Origin of the sequence: Amycolatopsis sp. VC5-11, from assembly GCF_037034185.1 — a bacterium.
Taxonomy (GTDB): Bacteria; Actinomycetota; Actinomycetes; order Mycobacteriales; family Pseudonocardiaceae; genus Amycolatopsis; species Amycolatopsis nivea.
Genome location: NZ_JBAGKF010000027.1, coordinates 1 through 19,985 on the forward strand (window position 1 = coordinate 1; position 19,985 = coordinate 19,985).

The following is a 19,985-nucleotide window of genomic DNA, read 5'->3' on the forward strand; positions in this document are numbered from 1 at the left end:
CTGGCTGCGGGTGGGTCGGTGGGTCGTGAGGGGAACCCTGAGGGAATCAGAGTCAATGAGGGTGGCCCTCACGAACCCTTAGCGGCCGGGGAGGTGGCGCAGGAGTTTCATGCTTACGGTCATGAAGCGCGCCCACACTGAGCCCGGCACTCCCTTGGGCGGGCGTAGGGCCAGGCCGCGTTGTACTGCGATGGACTGCGCTTCCGTGTACTTCAGCAATCCCTCTGCGCCGTTTCGCCGGCCTGCGCCGGATTCCTTCATACCGCCCATGGGGACGCCTACTGTTCCGAAGGTTGCTGCGTAACCCTCGTTGACGTTGACCGTGCCTGCTTTCAGGCGGGCGCCTACTTCCCAGCCTGCGCGGCCCCTTTTGGTCCAGACGCTTGCGTTCAAACCGAAGGGGGTGTCGTTTGCTCGCTCGATCGCGTCGTTGACGTCGCTGAATCCGTAGATCGACACCACTGGGCCGAAGGTTTCCGAAGCGAACGGGGTCATTCCGGGGCGTACGTCTGTCAGGACCGTCGGTTCGTAGAACAGCGGGCCCAGGTCTGGGCGGGGGCGTCCGCCGGTCAGTACGCGGGCGCCTTTTGCTCGGGCGTCTTCCACGTGGGCCGTCACGGTTTCCAGTTGGCTCTTCGACGTCAGCGAACCCATTCCGGCGTGGTAGTCCAGCGAACCGCCCAAGCGCAGTGCTGCCGTCCTGGCCACGAATTCGCGGGTGAACTCCTCGCGGATGCTGTCGTGCACGTAGATCCGCTCCACCGACACGCACAGCTGGCCTGCCGACGAGAAGCACGCGGTGACGGCGCCGGCGGCGGTTTTGGCGATGTCTGCGTCCGGCAAGACGATCATGGGGTTCTTGCCGCCCAGTTCCAGCGAGTAGCTGGTGAGCCGTTGCGCGATGCGGCCTGCCAGGTCCTTGCCGGTCGGGGTGGAGCCGGTGAAGCACAGGTAGTCGCATTCTTCCAGCAGGGCGTTGCCGATTTGCGAGCCTCGGCCCAGCACGATTTGCCACAGGCCGGAGGGCAGACCCGCCTCTTCCGCCAGTTCTTGCAGCCACAGGGCGGACAGCGCGGTCTGGTTGTCCGGTTTCTGCACGACTGCGTTCCCGGCGGCGAGTGCGGGGAAGACGTCCATCGCGGTCAGGGCCAGCGGGTAGTTCCAGGGCGAGATGATCCCGACGACGCCCTTGGGGTGCCGCAGCTCGCCCGCTCGCGTCAGGCCCGGGATGACGCCGGGGGCGCGGCGCGGGGAGAGGATTTTCGCGCTGTGCTTGCCGTAGTAGGCCGCGACCAGCACGGTGGCGCTGACCTCGTCGAACGCGTCGATCCGGGCCTTGCCTGCTTCGACCTGGACCAGGTCCAGGACTTCCGCTTGCCGGGCGAGGACCAGGTCGTGCAGTCGCACGAGGAACTGCTGACGGCGGGTCACCGGCAACGCTGCCCACTCGCGTTGCGCGTCGCGGGCGGAGGCGAAGGCGGCGCGGACTTCGGCGTCGTCGGCCTGGGGGAGGGAGGTGATCGGCTGGCCGGTGAAAGGCGCGGTCATCTGCACCGGCGCGTTGTCGGCGCCGCCGGTTACGCGGGCTACGAGTGCGGCCGCGCGGGACGCGGACGGGGCGCCTGCTACGCCGCCGACGGTTGCGGGCAGGGGCTGGCCGGTGAGGTTCGCCGGGGTCGTACTCGTCATCGAGCGCACCTTCTTCCGTGCGGGGCCGGGTGTTACCGACGAGTACACCATACCGGCGGTATGGACACTAGTCGCCCGAGTACAGCAGCACGGCGATCCGCTTCCACTCCTCCAGCAGCTGGCGGCGACGGCGCGGGTCGCCGCCCAGTTCGGCGTCCAGTGCGAGGCCGCGGGTGAGGTTCACGGTGAGCCAGAACAGCATCTCCGCACGTTCTTTCGGCAGGTCGCCCGCGACGTCGCTGATGTGCTCCAGCGTCGCCCGGCCCAGTGCGCGGTCGACCGGCCGGATCGCGGCGCGCAGCTCCGGGTCGGTGCGGGCGGCGACCCACAGCTCGGTCACCGCGGTGGACAGCGTGCCGGAATAGCCCTCCCACAGCAGGTCGATCGCCGCCGCGACGCCGGACGCGCCGCCCGGCAGCGAGCCGAGCGAGGCGGCGAGCTGGGTGCGCAGCTTCGTGGTGAGGTGCTCGACCGCGGCCGCCATCAGCTCCGCCTTCGTGGCGAAGTAGTGCTGCACCGCACCCTTCGAGACGCCGGCCCGGGTGCAGATCTCTTGCACCGACGCCCGCGAATACCCGATCTCGACCAGGCAATCGATCGTCGCGTCCAGCAGTGCGGTGCGCGTCTGCTCGCGGCGTTCGGCCTGGGTGCGGTGTCCCCGGGCGACCTCGGTCATCGCGGCTCCTGCTTTACGTACCGGACGGATGGGATGTACATTCCGGCTAGAACTTACCTGCCAAGCGTCATGTTTTCCAGTCCGCGGGAGGCCAAGCCGTGCCGTTGCAGATCCAGAAGAGCTCGTGGAGCACCACCGAACTCGAAGACCTCCGGGAGCTCGCCCGGTCGTTCCTGCAGAAGGAATTCGTGCCGAACCAGGAGCGCTGGGCGGCGGAGAAGAAGCTCGACCGCGAGATCTGGACCAAGGCGGGCGAACTCGGCCTGCTGTGCCTGTCGATCCCGGAGGAGTACGGCGGGGGCGGCGGCACGTTCGCGCACGAGGCCGTGCTGTACGAGGAGCAGGCCCGGGCCGGGGACAGCGCGTGGGGCGTCACCGTCCACAGTGGAATCGTCGCGCATTACATCCTGGCGTACGCGTCGGAGGAGAAAAAGCGCGAGTGGCTGCCGAAGATGGCCACCGGCGAGATGGTCGGCGCGGTCGCGATGACCGAGCCCGGCACTGGTTCAGACCTTCAGAACATCAAGACCCGTGCGGTCCGCGACGGCGACCACTACGTGATCAACGGCGCGAAAACGTTCATCACCAACGGTTTCCACTCCGACCTCGTGGTGGTCGCGTGCAAGACCGACCCGGACGCCGGCGCGCAGGGCGTCTCGCTGATCGTGGTCGAGACCGACACCCCGGGCTTCCGCCGCGGCCGCGTGCTCGACAAGGTCGGGCTCAAGGGGCAGGACACCGCCGAGCTGTTCTTCGACGACGTCCGCGTGCCCGCCGCGAACCTGCTCGGCGACGCCGAGGGTCAGGGCTTCATCCAGCTGATGCTGCAGCTGCCGCAGGAACGGCTGATCATCGCGGTGACCGCGGTGGCCGGGCTGGAAGCCGCGGTGAACCTGACCATCGACTACACCAAGGAACGCACCGCGTTCGGCCGCCCGATCTTCAACTTCCAGAACACGAAGTTCAAGCTCGCCGAGGCGGCGACGGAAGCCGCGGTGTCGCGCGCGTTCCTCGACCAGTGCATCGAACGGCACCTGCGCGGCGAACTCGACGTGCAGGGCGCGGCGATGGCGAAACTGTGGACGACCGAGCGGGTGAACAAGGTCGTGGACGACTGCCTGCAGCTGTTCGGCGGCTACGGCTACATGACCGAGTACCCGATCGCGCGAGCCTGGGCCGACGTGCGGATCTCGCGGATCTTCGGCGGCACCAGCGAGATCATGAAGGAAATCATTTCCCGCACGCTCTGAAATCCGTTGCAGCGAAAGGACTTCGCGTGAAACAAGGTCCGCTCGCCGGGCTGCGGGTGGTGGAGCTGGCCGGGCTGGCACCGGCTCCGTTCGCCTGCATGATCCTGGCCGACCTCGGCGCCGACGTGATCCGCGTCGACCGCGCCACCCCGGGCGCCGACGTGCTCGGCATCCCGAACGACCCGCTCGCCCGCGGCAGGCGGTCGGTCGGGGTGAACACGAAAACGCCCGAGGGCGTCGAGCTCGTGCTGAAGCTGGCCGAGCGCGCCGACGTGCTGATCGAAGGCTTCCGGCCGGGCGTCGCGGAACGGATGGGCATCGGCCCGGAGCAGGTGCACGCCCGCAATCCGCGGCTCGTCTACGGCCGGATGACCGGCTGGGGCCAGGACGGTCCGCTCGCGTCGGCGGCCGGGCACGACATCAACTACATCAGCGTCGCCGGTGCGCTCGACCCGATCGGCCGCGCGGGCGAACGCCCGGTGCCGCCGCTCAACCTGGTCGGCGACTTCGGCGGAGGCGGCCTCATGCTCGCGATGGGCGTGCTGGCCGCGTTGCACGAGCGCACGACGTCCGGACGCGGCCAAGTCGTGGACGCGTCAATGGTGGAAGGCGCGGCGCTGTTGACCACGAGCCTGCACGGGATGCGCGCGGCGGGCGTGTGGCCGGGGGAGCGCGGCGAGAACCTCCTCGACGGCGGCGCCCCGTTCTACGACACCTACGAGACCGCGGACGGCAAGTACGTCGCCGTCGGCGCGATCGAGATGCGGTTCTGGGGCGACCTGGTCAAGGTGCTGGGGCTGGAGAACGAAGACCTGCCGATGCACGTCGACCAGAGCCAGTGGCCGCGGCTGCGCAAGATCCTGGCCGAGGCGGTCGGCCGGTTCACGCGCGACGAGCTGGTCGCGCGGGCGGAAGGCACCGACGCGTGCCTCACCGCGGTGCTGTCGCCGTGGGAAGCGGCCGGGCATCCGCAGAACGCGGCGCGCGGGACGTTCGTGGACATCGGCGGCACGGTGCAGCCCGCTCCGGCGCCGCGGTTCGACCGGACGCCCGCGGCCACGCCGGAAGCACCGCACGAGAAGGGCTCGGACACCGCGGAGGTGCTGGCGGAGCTGGGCTACGACGACGCGGGTGTCGCTGCGCTGAAGGAGGCCGGAGCGATCGCCTGAACGCTCACGACGGCAGATCGGACCGGATCACCGAGTAGAGGATGTGATCGCGCCACTGCCCGTCGCGGAAATCGAACCCGCGCAGGATCCCCTCGCGGGTGAACCCGGCCTTCTCCAGCGAACGCTGCCCGGCCCGGTTGCCGACCTCAGTGCTGGCCTCGACGCGGTTGAACTGCGTGTGCGCGAACAGGTAGCGCACGAGCTGCCGCTGCGCCTGCGCGCCGAGGCCGTGCCCGCGCGCCTCCGGCAGCAGGACCATGCCGATGTTCCAGCAGTAGGTGTGCGGGCCGGTCCGCGTGCGATGCCACGAAACGAGCCCGAGCGGGCGTTCGTCGAGGGTGGGGACGAGCATGCCGTTGTCGGTGGTCAGCATGCCGTTTTCGCGCCAGAGCCGCCGGACGTAGCCGGGGTCGTGCCAGCCGAACCACTGGTGCTCGCCGACCGTCTCCGGGTCGTTGGTCAGGGCCTCCAGCAGACCGAGGTCGGACTCGCGCACCGGGCGGAGAGTCACTGGGCCGTCGTCCATCGCCGGAGCGTACCGGGGGCGCTCTCCGGACCCGGGTCACCCGATGGTGACCGGGGTCACCCGGCCGTGAGCTTTCTGGCTGGATCGGGGCCTGCGACGGGCCATTCCGGCGTGCCGTCACTACAGTGGGAGCCGACTCTGCCGAGGCGGGGCCGGCGTCCGACCGGGCGCCGGGGGAGCGGAGGGGAACGAAACCATGTCGAGCGGCCTGAAGAAGATCGTCGTCGTCGGAGTGGTCGCGCTCGTGCTGTTCTTCCTGATCACGCAGCCCACCAACTCCGCGGCCTTCGTGCACCGCGTGCTCGGCTGGCTCAAGGACGGCGCCGAAGCGATCGTCACGTTCTTCAAGAGCCTCTTCGCCTGACCCCGGTTTTCCGCTCGCCGGACCGCCCTCGCGCGCCCGTCCGGCCACTTAGTCACGCTTTGTCACCGGATCCCGGGATTCGGGCACTTCGCTCGACCATCCGGGTGGATTGGCCCGTAAAACCGCCTGGTCACCGAATTTCCGGGGTCCGGGGTATGGCGGAGAAAGCGGGTGCCGCCCTACGGTGCTCACATTGCGTGATCAGCCGGTTCTCCGGTCCCCCGGGAGCCGGGTCACGGCGGGTTTTCGGCCCGGTCACGCGTGGGGAGCCAATCGTGGACGCGCAACGGGGCAGGCGGTCGAAATGCCTGCCCGTCGGGGACCGATGAGGAGGCAGGGATGACCGGAGATCCCGGAGTGGACGCGTTGATCCGGCAGTGGTCGGCCGAGCGCGAGAAGACCCCCGAGGAGCAGGAGGTCGACCGCATCGCCTCGGCCTGGCTGGCCGACGCGCCGGCCGCTCCGCCCGGCATCCCCGGCCAGCGCGCCCGGTCCGGACCCGCCCGCTGGGCCCCGGTCGAGGCCGCCGACCCCGGCTACCTCGACGCGATGCGCGCCCGGCTGCCGGAGGTTCCGGAAGAACTGCTCGTCGCCGCCGCGGGCTGGTGGCAGATGGTCGGCGACGTCGCCGAAGCGCAGCAGTGGTGGGACGCCGGGATCAGCCCGCTGGACCAGCGAGCCCTCGACTACCGGGCGGCCGGTCTCGCACCGTCCGACCTCGCGCGGCGGCTCGGCCCGATGACGGTGCTGCAGCACCTCCGCCGGGGCAGCGCGCCCGCGTGGTGCGTCGCGCGGCTGGCGCGGCAGCAGAAGCCTGCCTGACCGTTCGTTCCGCGTGGTTCTCGCGGGGCGAAGTGCCTGAACGTCCGTTCCGTGCGGCTTGCGCGGGCGGATGTGGCTGATCGTTCGTTCCGCGGTTCGTGCGGGAGGAAGCGGGCGGTCGTTCGTTCCGTGCGGTTCGTGCGGGTGGATGTGGCTGATGGTTCGTTCCGTGCGGCTCGTGCGGGAGGGCGTGGCTGGTCGTTCGTCCGTGCGGCTCGCGCAGCAGGAAGCGCCTCATAGTTCGTTCCATCCGGCTCGCGCCGGAAGAAGTGCCTGATTGTTCGTCCCGCGGTTCGCGCGGGAAGAAGCCTGTTTGACAGCTGTGTTGCCTGGTCGGCGAATCGGCCAGGCAACACGGCGAAGCGCCCGTCGCGGTGCGGTGGAAAGCACTCCTTGCCGGGAGCGCCGGAAGCCGCATGCGGCGGACGTTTTTGTTTGGCGGTGCCGCACCGCGGCGAAGCCCGCCTGGCGCGTCCGGTCGGCGAAGCCCGACGGCAGCCGTTCCGACTGAACCCCGCCTCGACGTGGGGCTTAGCTTCGGCCAACCCCGCCTCGGCAGCGGGCTGGTGAGTGTTTGTGCGGCGTGAACCGTCCACCTGACGGAACCGGGTTACCCGGCCGGGTGAACCGGCGTGGCGGGGGCCATGGCGATGCGTGCGTAACGCTAACCTGCGCGGGCTCGTTGTGTGTTGCGAACCCCAAGCCATGCTGGAGGACCGGAGTTTCGTGCCCGCCACCGGACAGACCCCCGACACCGAGCGGACCGGGGACGAGACCGCGGCTCCCGCTGCCGCCCCGTCGCCCGCCCGTCGCGGTCATGGCGCCGCGCTCGCGGTGCGGCTTGCCGTCGTCGTCGCGGTGCTCGCCGTCGCGGGCGGCGGGGTCTGGATCGTCACCAGGGCGACCGCCCCGGAAGCCAGCCCGACCACGACGGACCTCCCGGCGCTGAGCGTCAAGGCGGTCGACGTCAAACCCGGTTCGATCGCGCCGGTCAACGCCGTCGTCGCGGGCGGGGCGGCGGACCAGGGCACCGCGCCGCAGTCGGCGCGCCCGACCGGCGGCGACCCGCTGCAGGCCTGGGCGGACAAGGTCGCGCCCGCCACCGGCATCCCGGCGCGGGCAGTGCGCGCGTACGGCAACGCGGAGCTCGCGATGCGCGAGGTCGACCGCGGCTGCCACATCTCCTGGGCGACGCTCGCCGGCATCGGCCGCATCGAGTCCAACCACGGCCAGTACGGCGGGGCGGTCCTCGGCGCGGACGGCCGCCCGTCGAAGCCGATCATCGGCGTCCCGCTCGACGGTTCCTCCGGGGTCCGCGCGATCGGCGACACCGACGGCGGCCAGCTCGACGGCGACCCGGTCGCGGACCGCGCGGTCGGCCCGATGCAGTTCATCCCGGGCACCTGGCGGAAGTGGGCGTCGGACGCCACCGGCGACGGCCGCGCCGACCCGCAGCAGATCGACGACGCCGCCCTCACCGCCGCCCGCTACCTGTGCGCGGGCGGCCGCGACATGGCCAGCCCGGCGGGCTGGTGGTCGGGGATCCTGTCGTACAACAACTCGACGGAGTACGCGCAGAAGGTCTTCGGCCTGGCGGACGGCTATGCGAAGGCAGCGCAGAAGGTGCAAGCGGGCTGACGCTCCGGACCGCCCGCTGCTTCCCGGCCACCGATCCCGCCGCCGCCCGGCATGCGCCCCAATGTGGCGTTGGGTGCGTCCGACGCACCGAATGCCACATTGGGTGCGTGACATGCACCCAATGTGGCATTGGGGCGTTTGGCCGAGCCGGGTCGCGGTGCGGAGGCGTTCCGGCGCGCGACCAGGGTCGGCGGGCCGCTCGACGCCGGTGCCGGTGCCGGCCACCCGGCGAATCCGGCCGCGAACGCCGGATGGGGCCCCGGTCACGACCTCGCCGCCTCTCAGCAACGTCGTCCCCGGCCAGTGCTAGCGTCGATACCGTGCCCGCAGATCCCGGCCCGGCCGCGTCCCCGCTCGGGCGCCGGCTCATGATCGTCGCCACGAGCCTCGTGAGCCTGGCGTTGTGCTGCGGGCTGGCCTGGTGGCAGTGGGACCGGTTCACGTCCGCCACCGGCACCTTCCAGAACCTCGGCTACGTGCTGCAATGGCCGCTTTTCGGGCTCTTCCCCGCGTTCATGTTCTGGCGCATCAAGAAGCTGCGCGAACGCGAAGAGCAAGCCGCCGGCCAGCCCGAACCGCCTGCCCCGGCCCCGGTCCGCGTGCCCGCGCCGCGACCGGCCGCGGCTCCCGTCGAAGAAGACGACGAACTCGCCGCCTACAACCGCTACCTGCGCGAGCTCAACGCCCGCGACCAGCAGTCCTGAACGCCCGCGGAAATGAGGACGCTCCCATGACGACCAGCACCGACGGTGCCGCCCCCGCTCGCCAGTCGAAGGTGTCCGGCTCGCTGACCCGGTTCCGGGCCAGCGCGTACGTGACCGGTGTCGGCCTGCTCGCGCTCTGCGCCACCATGATCATCGAGTACGGCTTCGGCAACGCCACGCCCGCGCAGGTGTACTCGCCGATCCACGGCGTGCTCTACATGATCTACCTGGTGCTCACCATCGACCTCGCGATCAAGGCCCGCTGGTCGATCAAGAGCACCGTCCTGGTGCTGCTGGCCGGGTGCGTCCCGTTCGTGTCGTTCGTCGTCGAGCGCCGGGTGACGCACCGGGTGCAGGCCGGGCGCGACGTCTTCTGAGCACCGAAAAAACCGCGGCGCCCGGAAATCCGGACGCCGCGGTTTTCTTGTGCCAGGGGATCAGGAGCCGAAGCCGACGCCGGTCAGGGACCGGACCTCCATCTCCGCGTGCTTGGCCGGATCGCTCTTCGAGCGGCCGACGAACGTGCCGATCGCGCCGCACAGGAACGACACCGGGATCGACACCAGGCCCGGGTTCTTCAGCGGGAACCAGTGGAAGTCGATGCTCGGGAAGATCGAGTCCGAGGCTCCCGACACCACCGGCGAGAACAGCACCAGCACGACGCAGGCGATGAGCCCGCCGTAGATGCTCCACAGCGTCCCGGTGGTGTTGAACCGTTTCCAGAACAGCGAGTACAGCAGGGTCGACAGGTTCGCCGACGCCGCCACCGCGAGCGCGAGCGCCACGAGGAACGCGATGTTCTGGCCGTTGGCGAGGATGCCGCCGAGGATGGCGAGCACGCCGATCACGACCGCGGTCAGCCGGGCGACCCGGACCTCGTCCTCCGGCTCCGCCTTGCCGCGCTTCATGACGTTCGCGTAGACGTCGTGCGCGAACGAGGCGGACGCGGTCAGCGTCAGCCCGGCCACCACGGCGAGGATCGTCGCGAACGCGACCGCCGAGATGACGCCGAGCAGCACCGTCCCGCCCACGTGCAGGGCCAGCAGCGGCGCGGCCGAGTTCTCGCCGCCGGGCGCGGCCTTGATCTCGTCCGGGCCGACGATCGCCGCCGCGCCGAAGCCGATCACCAGCGTGCACAGGTAGAACACGAACATGCACGCGGTAGCCCACACCACCGAGCGGCGCGCCTCGCGGGCGTTCGGCACGGTGTAGAAGCGCATCAGCACGTGCGGCAGCGAGGCGACGCCGAGCACCAGTGCCAGCGACAGCGACACGAAGTCGAGCTTCGTGGTGCCGTCCTTGCCGTAGGAGCCGCCGGGGGAGAGCAGGTCCTTGCCCATCGGGCTGCGGTCGGCGGCCGCGCGCAGCAGGCTCGAGAAGTTGAAGCCGTACTTGCCCATCAGGAACACCGTGATCAGCGAGGCCGCGGTGAGCAGGATGGTGGCCTTGATGATCTGCACCCAGGTGGTGCCCTTCATGCCGCCGAGCAGCACGTAGGAGATCATCACCAGCCCGACCACGGTGATCACCACCGCCTGGCCCCACTTGGAGTGGACGTCCAGCAGCAGCGCGACCAGGCCGCCCGCGCCCGCCATCTGCGCGAGCATGTAGAAGAAGGAGATCACCAGCGTCGACGTGGCCGACGCGGCGCGCACCGGGCGCTGCTTCATCCGGAAGCTGAGCACGTCGCCCATGGTGAAGCGGCCGGTGTTGCGCAGCAGTTCCGCGAGCAGCAGCAGGTCGACGAGCCACGCGACGAGGAAGCCGATGGAGTAGAGGAAGCCGTCGTAGCCGTTCATCGCGATCGCGCCCGCGATGCCGAGGAACGACGCCGCGGACAGGAAGTCGCCGGACAGCGCGACGCCGTTCTGCCTTCCGGTGAAAGCGCTGTCGGCGGTGTAGTAGCCCGACGTCGACGAGCGGCGGTTCCCCGCGCGGTACACCACGTAGAGGGTGATCGCGACGAACAGCGCGAACACCCCGGTGTTGATCAGCGGGTTGCTCTCCGAAGCTCCTTCGGCGAGCGAAACGGTGGTCACTGAGGCGTTCCTTCCGTGACAGGGGCGGCCTGCGCTCGGATCTCGGCGGCGCGCGGGTCCATCTCGCGGTCGGCGAAGCGGACGTACAGCGCGGTGATGACCGCGGTGGTGAGGAACTGGCCGAGGCCGAGCAGCATGCCGACGTTGACCAGGCCGAAGACCGGCGTGCTCATGAACTCGCCCGCGTAGGCGGCGAGCACGACGTAGACCAGGTACCAGACGAAGAACCCGATGCTCATCGGGAACACGAACCGGCGGAAGCGGCTGCGCAGCGCGCGGAACTGGGGGCTGCGCTGGATCTGCTCGTAGTCCGGGCCGCGCTTGCGGCGCCTGCCGCGCGGTGCGGCGTCGCCTCCTTCGCGGTCGAACAGCGCGGGCATCTGACCGGTGTCCTCGGCTGCGGAGGCCGGTCCGGTGGTGCGCGCGACGTTGTGCATGGCTGCCTCCGGCAACTTGCGCGGTGGAAGGCGGCGGGCATCGTTCGAGAAAGCGCCCGGATCGCCCTTGCGGACTGGGAGGCGGCCATAGTAACGACGGCGCCGGAACGCGGAAAAAGCCGGTTCGCGAGGGCACCGGAAATTCCTTTTCGCCCGGGAAATAGCGCGGAACGGCGCGTCCGGGCAGATCACAGGCTGATCACTCGGAATAGTGAGCACCGATGTCACGGGGAGTCGCCAGTGCCGGTCCGGGTTGCGGCAGACGGCGGAGTGACGGGCCGGTCAAGATCCATTACGGTGACCGGTCGTAGCCGCCGGGCGGGGCGGCCGCTCCGTTTCGGCGGGCAGGTGGCCGGCTGGGCGGGGATTCCCAGGCAGGGAAGGGAGGCTGGCAAAAATCACCGGGTCGGGCGGCGCGTCGCTGCATCTCCACAACATCGGGTTCAACTTCCGGGTGCACCCACCCGATGGGGGCACGGAGCGTAGTCCCATCGAGGGTGTCGCTTACCCTGTGTGGGCTAATCGGGTGACGGCCGGACGCCGAGGCCAAGAGCGCCGGGTAACCGGAATTCCCGCGCCGGGCGGCCGGGTGCGAATCCATGGCTCCGAGTTTCCGAGTTTTGACTATTTTCCCTGGTCAGCCCCCCGATGCGGAACGCAATAACGCAGGCGGCGATTGGTGTACGATTCTTTGGCCCCAGCCGCCCGCAGCGATCGATAGGCGCAGACAAGTTGATCTCGACCACCGCCGTGCAGTCCGCAAGTTGCGTCGTGCACGTGCATAGTCCCGGGAAGCCGATCGTCTCCCGGACCGGTGAAGGATCGACCCGGTCGTGCCCGCGCCCGGTCGGACGCGCGGGCAGGCGGACCGCGGGACTCCGCGCCGGGAGCGCGCTGCGCACCGGGAGCACGGAGGACCGAGGGGACCGCCGACGGGCCGCCACGACGCCGGACAGGGAGTCACTTTCGTGACCGTTGCAGGAGAAGGCCAAGTGCCTGTGGAAAAGCTGCTCGGCCGCCCGCCCAAGCGGCCGCGCTGGTCGTCGGGCTGGCGGGCGGCGTTGCGCTGGCGGGACTGGAGCCTGCCGGTCAAGCTGTCGGCGGTCACGATCGTCCCCATCGTGCTCGCGCTCGTCCTCGGCATCACCGCCATCGCGGGCCAGGTCTCGCGCTCGAGCGACTACCAGCGGATCGACCGGCTCGTCGCGCTGAGCACCCAGCTGCGCGCGCTCACCGACGGGCTGCAGCGCGAACGCACCCAGACCGCCGCCCAGCTGATCGCGGGCACCTCGGGCGTCACCCCGGAACTGAAGGCCGCCCGCGCGGCCACTGACGCCGCGGTCGCGCCGTTCACCGAGGCGGCCGCCCGGGTGGGAGCCGACGGTTCGAGCGTGTCCGGCGCGGTGAACTCGGCGAACGCGCAGGTCAACGAGATCGCGGTGATCCGCCAGCAGGTCGGGGTCGGCCTGCTGAACGCGGCCGAGGCGGTCGGCGACTACAACGCCGTCACCAGCGCGCTGATCGGAGCCGACACCGCGGTGTCGGCGGGCGCGAGCGCCGACGCGCTCGGCAGCACCCCGAGCGCGCTGCACGACCTCGAAGCGGCCAAGGAACAGGTGTCGGTCACCCAGTCCCTGGTGGGCTACGGCATCTCCGCGGGCACGCTGACCCCGCAGCAGCTGAGCGACGTGCGCGACGCGGAACTGCGGTTCGACGACCGCGTCGCCGACTTCAACGCCGCCGCCACCGCGCCGCAGCGCCTCGACTTCGAGAGCACGATCAAGCCGGACACCTCTTACGACCGCAAGCGGATGCTCGGCACCGTGCTCGGCGGTCAGGGCGTCTCGTCCGACGACGCGCTCAAGCGGATTTCGGCGCAGGAGTGGAACAACGCCTCGAACGCGGTGACCTCGCAGCTGTCCGAGGTCTCCGGCCGGATGAGCACCGACCTCACCGCCGCGTCGTCCCAGCTGGTCGAGGACGCGGGCAGCAGCGCCGGTCTGCTCGCCGTGCTGCTGTTCGCGGCGCTCGCCGCGGCCGCCGCGGTCGTGTTCGTCATCGCCCGCCAGCTGCTGCGCTCGCTGAAGGTCCTGCGACGGTCGGCATTGGACGTCGCGGAGAAGGACCTGCCCGAGGCGGTCCGCAACATCCAGGAGGGCCGCGCGCAGAGCGTCGAGGTCGAACCGGTGCCGGTCCAGGTGCAGGACGAGGTCGGCGAGGTCGCGCGGGCGTTCGAGAAGGTGCACAGCCAGGCGCTGAAGCTGGCGACCGAACAGGCCGCCATGCGCGCCGGCTACTCCAGCGTGTTCGTCAACCTGTCGCGGCGCAGCCAGAGCCTCGTGCAGCGGCAGCTGCAGCTGATCGAGCGGCTGGAGCGCGACGAGGAGGACGCCGACCAGCTCGCCACGCTGTTCCAGCTCGACCACCTCGCCACCCGGATGCGGCGCAACAACGAGAACCTGATGGTCCTCTCCGGCGCCGAGCCGGGCCGCCGTTCCGGCCAGCCGGTCGCCACGCACGACGTGCTGCGCGCCGCGGTGTCGGAAATCGAGCAGTACCAACGGGTTTCGGTGCAGCACCCGCCCGCGGTGAAGATCGTCGGGTTCGCCGCGAGCGACGTCCAGCGGCTCATCGCGGAGCTGCTGGACAACGCGACCGCGTTCTCCGCGCCGGAAACGCAGGTGACGGTCGCGACGCGGCTCGCCGAGGACGGTTCGCTCAACGTCGACATCCTCGACAAGGGCATCGGCATGAACGAGTACGAGGTGGTGGAGGCCAACGGCCGGCTCACCGACTCGGGCTCGGTCGACCTCGCGACCTCGCGCCGGATGGGCCTGTTCGTGGTCGGCCGCCTCGCCGGCCGCCACCGCATCGGCGTTTCGCTGCACGGCGGCAAGGACATCGTCGGCGTGCGGGCCACCGTGGTGGTGCCGCCGGAGCTGGTGATGACCGGACTGGCCACGGTGCCCGGCGACCGGGGCGAACCCGGTCAGCTGCCCGGGCCCAAGGCGAGCCTCGCCGCCCCGCCCGCCGCTCCCGGCGGACTGCCGCGGCGCCAGCGTCCGGCCTCCAACGGTTCGGCCGTGCCGGGTCTCGTTCCGCAGCAGGGCAGCAACTCCGAGGAAACGCAGCGCTGGCCCTCGGCGGGCGACCTCGCCGGGTTCTCCGGGGACAAGGTCGCGCGTCCGCCGTCCGATCTCGAGGTGTCCGGGACCGCGCTGTTCAGCCCGATCCCGCGCGACGACGACACGCCCGCCCCGCCGCCGCCCGCGCCGAAGCTGCCGCAGACCGTCGACGTCCCGCCGCCGCGTCCGGAGCCCGAACCGGAACCGGCCGCGGAAACCCGCGACGAGCGCGACGGCGAACTGCCCTCGGGCAAGGACCTGTTCTCCGCGGCCAACGCGACGACGCTGAGCGACTGGTGGAACCAGGCCGCGCAGCAGGTGCCGGAGGTCCCGCCGCCGTCCGCGGCGGAGACGACGATCGAGAACACGCCGATCTTCGACGAGATGCTGTCGGCCTGGTTCCGTTCGCCCGCGCAGCCGCCGCCCGCGGCCGCCTCCCCGGCGGCTTCGCCCGCGTCCGGCACAGCCGCCGCGGAGCCGGAAGCGGATTCCGACCAGCAGCAGCGCAATTGGGATTTCGCGAGCGACGAAAACTGGCGGACGGTGCAGGCACTGTCCCAAGTGGAGCCGACCGCGTTCACCAAGTCGGGCCTGCCCCGGCGCCGTCGCGGCGAACAGCTCATGCCGGGCAGCGCCACGCCGGAACCGGCGGCTCCCGCGGCCGAAACGCAGGGCAGCGACCTCCCGGTCCGCGACCCCGCGGACGTGCGGGGACGGCTGAACAGCTTCCAGCGCGGCGTCACGCGCGGACGTCAGGAAGTCCGCGGGACCGCGCCGGAAACCACTGGTGCCGCAGCGGATTCCCCGGCCGCGGGCGCTACGGGCGCCACGACGGCGCCCTCGCCGGAGCGGGCCCGCGCCCACGACGCGGCGGTCCGGCGGCGGCAGACGGTCGCGGGTGCGTTCGGCGTTCCCGCCGAGCAGAACCGGCCCGGCGGGATGCCGCAGCGCACCCCGGGTTCGACCGCCCCGTTCGGCGCGACGGACGCGCCCGCCGGGTTCGGCACCCGGCCCGCGGACGCGGACTCGCCGGACGAGACGGCTCCCGTCCCGGCCGTGCCCCCGGCGTTCGACCCGGACGGCGGCTGGCCGCGCCAGGAGCCCGCCGCGCGCACGGAACTGCCCGCGCCGCAACCGGATCGGACCGTCCGGCCGGACAAGCCGGACAGCCTGCCGACCCGCCGCAAGGGCGCGAGCAGCCTCCCGCCGCCTCCGCCGACCGCCGACCCGAACCAGGTCCCGGCCGCCGTGGCCGGGCTCGAGGCCGCGGTCTCTGGCACCGGGCAGACTCCTGCTTCGCAGGCGGCGCAGGCTTCGGCCAACGGCCAGACCGCGGCGCCGGAGAAGACGGACAGCCCGGCTTCGGCGAACGGACAGGCTTCCGCGCCTGCCGAGTCCCCGAGCACGGAGCAGACCTCCTTGTGGGGCAAGCCCGCCGATAACCCGGGCCAGGCTTCGCCGCTGACGACGTGGCGCGCCGCGCAGCCACCGGCCGCCGCGCCGGGGCAGCAGGCGGAGAAGGCGGAACAGTCCGGCACGACGGCGGACCCGGCTTCGGCTCCGGCGGCTTCGGCTTCGGCGCAGGGACTGGCCGGGGGACTGGGCCAGACCCGGGTGCCCGGGCAGAACGTGCCGGGCGAGTCCGCGACGCCGGCGCAGCAGACCGGGTTGTGGGGTCAGCCGCTGGTGCCGGGACAGGCTCCGTCGCGGCAGTCCTCCGCCGGGCAGGACGCCCCGCCGACCCCCGCCGAGCCCGCCGGTTCGGACGGGTCGGCCAGCCCCTCCACGACTCCTGCCGAAGGCGCCGCTGAGTGGAACTTCGGTTCCGACGAAGGGTGGCGGACGGTCCAGTCGGTGTCCCAGTCGACACCCGCTTCCTTCACTTCGGCAGGATTGCCTCGGCGCCGCCGAGGAGAGCAGCTTCTTCCCGGCAGCGCACCGCCGCCCGCCGGGTCGGCGAGCCCCCGTCCGTCCCGCGATGCGCACGACGTGCGCGGTCGCCTGAGCAGTTTCCAGCAGGGGATCCAGCGCGGCAGGCACCGCACCGCGCAGGCCGCTGAGAAGAACCACGAAACATTGGAGGGTGAATGACCTCGCCGAATGCGGCCCAGCCGCAGCAGAACCAGTTCGGCTGGCTGGTGAACGACTTCGCCGACCGCGTCCCGGGCGTCGCGCACGCGGTCGTCGTGTCGGCCGACGGTCTCCTGCTGACGGCCTCCAACCGGCTGCCGCTCGACCGCGCCGACCAGCTCGCCGCCGTGGCGTCCGGGCTCGTCAGCCTCACCCAGGGCGCCGCCCGCTGTTTCGAGGCGGGCTCGGTGCGCGAGACCGTGGTCGAGATGGAGCTCGGCATCATGGTGCTGATGTCCATCAGCGACGGCTCCTGCCTGGCGATCCTCGCCGCGCCCAACTGCGACATCGGGCAGGTCGCCTACGAGATGACGATGCTCGTCGACCGCGTCGGCCAGATCCTGACCCCGGAGCTGCGCGCGCAGCTGCAGGGCGCCGGGGGCTCGCTGATCGGCGAACCGGTGGGATGATGGCGCGATGAGCCAGGGGTCCGGATTGTTCGGCGAAGAGCCCGGTACCGGCGGCGAGCCCCCGCGCGGGGACGAGCCCGCCGCCGGGGACGACGGCACGTTCGCCGACGTCCTCAACGGGTTCAGCCTTGATTCGGGCCGCTCGCGCAGAAAACGGAAGAAGAGCGGCAAAGAAAAGAAGGAATCCCAGTCCCCAGTGCCGCCCGCCGCGGGAGCGCACGCGGCAGCGGACCCGCCTGCGGCACCCGTGCCGCAGGCCGACCAAGGAGATGGTGTGACCTCTCTCGTCTCTCCACCGGGCAGTACGGACTCCGACGGCCCCAGACCAGGCGGGCTCTTCGACCCGGGACCGCCGAGCGGCGAGTTCTCGATGCCGTCGGCGATCGTCCGGCCCGAGCGCCACGATCGGGTGGACCCGGCCGAGGAGACGTCGATCGTGCGCCCGTACGCTCTCACCGGCGGGCGCACCCGGGCGAACTACGCGCTCGAACTGGAGACGTTGATCTCCACCAAGGACCATGTCGCCGCGGGGGGCTTCCCCCAGGCGGCGGCGGAGCAGATCGAGAGCATCTCGATCATGGAAGCGTGCCGGACCCCGCGTTCGGTGGCGGAGATCGCCGCGGTGCTGTCGGTGCCGCTGGGGGTGGCGCGGGTGCTGATCAGCGACGCGGCCGACGCCGGTCTCGTCACCGTGCACCGGACGATCTCGGGCCAGGACGGCGCCGAAGCACACTTGATGTTGATGGAAAGGGTTTTGAGTGGACTCCGTCGGCTTTAAGGCACCGCGGGAAACCGCGCCCCCGACCATGACATCGGCGAAGATCGTGGTGGCGGGCGGCTTCGGAGCGGGCAAGACGACCTTCGTGGGCTCGGTGTCGGAAATCGTCCCGCTCACCACCGAGGCGATGATGACCGACGCCAGCCGCGGCATCGACAACCTCGACCAGACGCCGTACAAGACGACCACCACGGTCGCCATGGACTTCGGCCGCGTCTCGCTCGACGCGGACCTGATCCTCTACCTGTTCGGCACACCCGGCCAGCAGCGGTTCTGGTTCATGTGGGACGACCTGGTGCGCGGCGCGATCGGTGCGGTCGTGCTCGCCGACACCCGGCGGCTCGCGGACTCGTTCGCGCCGATCGACTTCTTCGAGGACCGCGGCCTGCCGTACATCGTCGGCGTGAACACGTTCGACGGCGTGCTGGAACACGACATCAATGATGTGCGCGAGGCGCTGTCGATCGATGCGAGCATCCCGATCGTCCGGTGCGACGCCCGGGAGCGGGAATCGACCAAGCAGACGCTGATCACGCTGGTCGAGTACGCGATGCGGCAGTGGATCGCGTTGCGCGCGGCGAAAGCGCACCAGTAAGCGAAAACCGGGTCACGCTTGGGTGACCCGGTTTTTCTCTGCCTTGAGCGCTTGACGTCGAGCAACTGCAGTTCCGCGCGGCCGTCGCACGGAAAGTTCTCAGTACTCGTCGTGGCGGCGCCACCAGCTGCTGGGTGCGTCGGTGCCGCGGGACTCTTCCTCCCACGCCTCCTGCCGTCCGAACGGGGTGACGTCGAGGTACCGCAGCGTGCTGATGAACTGGTCGCCGCCGCGGCCGTCGGTGAAGTAGGTGCGGTAGACGTCGTCGCCGTCGCGGAGGAACACGCTCACGCCGAAGCCGCCGTCGATGCCGCAGTCCGCCGGGAAATCCGTGCCCGCGGCGGAAACCCACGGGATCGTCCAGCCCATCCTGGCCCAGTACCGCTCGATCTCCGGCGGCGTCGCGGGCGCGGCGACCTTGAGCGTGACGTCGCGGGCGTGCAGGTGCGCGAGGTTGCTCATGTTGTCCACGAGCAGGGAGCAGCCGGGGCAGCCCGCTTCGTCGCTGGCGTACAGCATGAAGTGGTAGACGATCAGCTGGCGGCGGCCGTCGAACAGGTCGAGCAGGCTTCGCGTGCCTTCCGGACCGGTGAATTCGTACTGCTTCGCGAAGCGGACCATGGGCATCCGGCGACGTTCGGCGGCCAGCCGGTCGCCTGCGCGCGTGTGTTCTTTTTCCTTGCGCAGCAACGATTCGCGGGCGCTGGCCCATTCTTCGGGCGAGACGACGCGGGGGAGTGCGGCGGTCATTTCAGGTCCTCCAGGATGCGGTCGAGATCTTCGAACCCGGACTGCCAGCCGTCGATGTGGCCGTCGCGCTCGGCGATGTCCGGGAACGGGGCTTGGTGGAACGTCATCGAAGTTTTTCCTGCCAGCTCAGCGAAATCGATGGTCACGAGCGTTTCGCCGACCTCGTCCTCCGGGTGCTGCCAGCGGAACGTGAACACGAGCCGGGACGGTGCCGAAACCTCGCGGTAGACGCCGGACACCCGGCGGTCGATGCCGTCATCAGCGCTGGTGATCCGGGTGTGCCAGGTCCCGCCGGGGCGCGGGTCCGTGCTGGTTTCGGACGCGACGAAGCCGTGCGGGCCGAACCAGCTCGCGAGGTGCGCCGGGTCGGTCCAGACCTGGAACACCAGGTCCCGAGGTGCGTCGAAGACCCGCACGATGGTCAGCTCGCTCATTCCGCCCCCTCCTGCAACTGCCGCAGGTGCTCGTCCAAGCGGTCGAATCCGGACTCCCAGAACCGCCGGTACTCCGCGACCCAGCCGGCGACGTCCGCCAGCGGGCCCGCTTCCAGGCGGCGCGGGCGCCACTGCTTGGTGCGGCCCCGGCTGATCAATCCGGCCTGTTCCAGCACTTTCAGGTGCTTCGACACCGCTTGCAGGCTCACCTCGAACGGCTCGGCCAGCTCGTTGACGGTGGCCTCGCCGCGGGTGAGCCGGGCGAGGATCGCGCGCCGGGTCGGGTCCGCCAGCGCGGCGAACGTGGTGCTCAGCTGATCTGTCGGCATCGTACTCAATCACTTGGTTAATTAACTAATGGGTTGAATATAGCTCCGATGTCAACCCTTGAGAGCCGGGTCACCTCGGGCTCGGGTTTCCAATAGTAGGAAGTCCTAGTAAATTGGGAG

The 19,985-nt window shown here is 70.6% G+C and carries 19 protein-coding genes; 11 read left to right on the top strand and 8 right to left on the bottom strand.

Going from position 1 to position 19,985, the window contains the following annotated elements; genetic code table 11:
- Window positions 1-78 precede the first annotated feature (78 nt).
- Together WA670_RS41815 and WA670_RS41820 are read right to left on the bottom strand one after the other, a co-directional pair.
- Entirely contained in the window at window positions 79-1,689 is a 1,611-nt protein-coding gene (locus WA670_RS41815) for a succinic semialdehyde dehydrogenase (protein ID WP_037809887.1), read from the bottom strand.
- Window positions 1,690-1,756: 67 nt separating this feature from the next.
- Window positions 1,757-2,365 (bottom strand): TetR/AcrR family transcriptional regulator, encoded by a 609-nt coding sequence (locus WA670_RS41820; protein WP_037809889.1) that lies wholly within the window; start codon window positions 2,363-2,365, stop codon window positions 1,757-1,759.
- Window positions 2,366-2,463: 98 nt separating this feature from the next.
- Here WA670_RS41820 and WA670_RS41825 point away from each other — a divergent pair, with 98 nt between their 5' ends.
- Both WA670_RS41825 and WA670_RS41830 read left to right on the top strand, forming a co-directional pair.
- The gene (locus tag WA670_RS41825; RefSeq protein ID WP_037809891.1) at window positions 2,464-3,615 is read left to right on the top strand and encodes an acyl-CoA dehydrogenase family protein; all 1,152 of its coding nucleotides are present in this window, start codon (window positions 2,464-2,466) and stop codon (window positions 3,613-3,615) included.
- A gap of 26 nt (window positions 3,616-3,641) precedes the next feature.
- Window positions 3,642-4,784 carry a CaiB/BaiF CoA transferase family protein gene (locus tag WA670_RS41830; protein WP_134670379.1) on the top strand — a complete coding sequence of 381 codons (1,143 nt, stop codon included), beginning with the start codon at window positions 3,642-3,644 and terminating at the stop codon, window positions 4,782-4,784.
- A gap of 4 nt (window positions 4,785-4,788) precedes the next feature.
- On the opposite strand, the gene WA670_RS41835 is transcribed toward WA670_RS41830, so the two are convergent.
- Complete coding sequence (locus WA670_RS41835; RefSeq protein ID WP_009075302.1) at window positions 4,789-5,310, bottom strand: GNAT family N-acetyltransferase; 522 nt, start codon at window positions 5,308-5,310, stop codon at window positions 4,789-4,791.
- Between the two features lie 196 nt (window positions 5,311-5,506).
- On the opposite strand from WA670_RS41835, the gene WA670_RS41840 reads away from it, so the two are divergent.
- The 5 genes from WA670_RS41840 to WA670_RS41860 all read left to right on the top strand — a co-directional run bounded on the left by WA670_RS41840 (window position 5,507) and on the right by WA670_RS41860 (window position 9,215).
- Window positions 5,507-5,674, top strand: coding sequence for a hypothetical protein (locus WA670_RS41840; RefSeq protein WP_162836029.1), 168 nt, complete (start codon window positions 5,507-5,509; stop codon window positions 5,672-5,674).
- 339 nt (window positions 5,675-6,013) lie between these two features.
- Window positions 6,014-6,496, top strand: coding sequence for a hypothetical protein (locus WA670_RS41845; RefSeq protein ID WP_037713183.1), 483 nt, complete (start codon window positions 6,014-6,016; stop codon window positions 6,494-6,496).
- Between the two features lie 705 nt (window positions 6,497-7,201).
- Window positions 7,202-8,134, top strand: coding sequence for a lytic transglycosylase domain-containing protein (locus WA670_RS41850; protein ID WP_336161679.1), 933 nt, complete (start codon window positions 7,202-7,204; stop codon window positions 8,132-8,134).
- Window positions 8,135-8,502: 368 nt separating this feature from the next.
- Complete coding sequence (locus tag WA670_RS41855) at window positions 8,503-8,838, top strand: hypothetical protein (protein WP_205673280.1); 336 nt, start codon at window positions 8,503-8,505, stop codon at window positions 8,836-8,838.
- A 26-nt stretch (window positions 8,839-8,864) separates the two neighbouring features.
- Entirely contained in the window at window positions 8,865-9,215 is a 351-nt protein-coding gene (locus tag WA670_RS41860; protein ID WP_037809898.1) for a DUF3817 domain-containing protein, read from the top strand.
- 60 nt (window positions 9,216-9,275) lie between these two features.
- Here the strand turns inward: WA670_RS41860 and WA670_RS41865 are convergent, their stop codons facing one another.
- A complete protein-coding gene (locus tag WA670_RS41865; RefSeq protein ID WP_037809902.1) occupies window positions 9,276-10,877 on the bottom strand; it encodes a solute symporter family protein in 1,602 nt (533 codons plus the stop codon).
- Window positions 10,874-11,314, bottom strand: a complete 441-nt coding sequence (locus tag WA670_RS41870) for a DUF485 domain-containing protein (RefSeq protein WP_037809904.1) — start codon at window positions 11,312-11,314, stop codon at window positions 10,874-10,876. Before WA670_RS41870 ends, WA670_RS41865 begins: the two co-directional genes overlap by 4 nt.
- A gap of 968 nt (window positions 11,315-12,282) precedes the next feature.
- Here WA670_RS41870 and WA670_RS41875 point away from each other — a divergent pair.
- From WA670_RS41875 to WA670_RS41890, 4 genes are read left to right on the top strand one after another with little or no spacing between them, the layout of a single operon-like run.
- On the top strand, window positions 12,283-16,530 hold the full coding sequence (locus WA670_RS41875; RefSeq protein ID WP_442893171.1) for a nitrate- and nitrite sensing domain-containing protein: 4,248 nt from the start codon (window positions 12,283-12,285) through the stop codon (window positions 16,528-16,530).
- A complete protein-coding gene (locus tag WA670_RS41880) occupies window positions 16,527-16,979 on the top strand; it encodes a roadblock/LC7 domain-containing protein (RefSeq protein ID WP_037809909.1) in 453 nt (150 codons plus the stop codon). The genes WA670_RS41875 and WA670_RS41880 overlap by 4 nt, the downstream gene beginning before the upstream one ends.
- 7 nt (window positions 16,980-16,986) lie before the next feature.
- Entirely contained in the window at window positions 16,987-17,757 is a 771-nt protein-coding gene (locus WA670_RS41885; RefSeq protein WP_205673277.1) for a DUF742 domain-containing protein, read from the top strand.
- Window positions 17,738-18,352: a GTP-binding protein gene (locus tag WA670_RS41890; protein WP_081654960.1), complete on the top strand. Its 615-nt coding sequence runs from the start codon at window positions 17,738-17,740 to the stop codon at window positions 18,350-18,352. Before WA670_RS41885 ends, WA670_RS41890 begins: the two co-directional genes overlap by 20 nt.
- Window positions 18,353-18,451: 99 nt before the next feature.
- Here WA670_RS41890 and WA670_RS41895 read toward each other — a convergent pair whose 3' ends face one another.
- From WA670_RS41895 to WA670_RS41905, 3 genes are read right to left on the bottom strand one after another with little or no spacing between them, the layout of a single operon-like run.
- Window positions 18,452-19,102 (bottom strand): DUF899 domain-containing protein, encoded by a 651-nt coding sequence (locus WA670_RS41895; RefSeq protein WP_238607568.1) that lies wholly within the window; start codon window positions 19,100-19,102, stop codon window positions 18,452-18,454.
- On the bottom strand, window positions 19,099-19,536 hold the full coding sequence (locus tag WA670_RS41900) for an SRPBCC family protein (RefSeq protein WP_238607567.1): 438 nt from the start codon (window positions 19,534-19,536) through the stop codon (window positions 19,099-19,101). Before WA670_RS41900 ends, WA670_RS41895 begins: the two co-directional genes overlap by 4 nt.
- The gene (locus tag WA670_RS41905) at window positions 19,533-19,865 is read right to left on the bottom strand and encodes an ArsR/SmtB family transcription factor (protein ID WP_336161689.1); all 333 of its coding nucleotides are present in this window, start codon (window positions 19,863-19,865) and stop codon (window positions 19,533-19,535) included. Before WA670_RS41905 ends, WA670_RS41900 begins: the two co-directional genes overlap by 4 nt.
- Window positions 19,866-19,985: the final 120 nt, after the last annotated feature.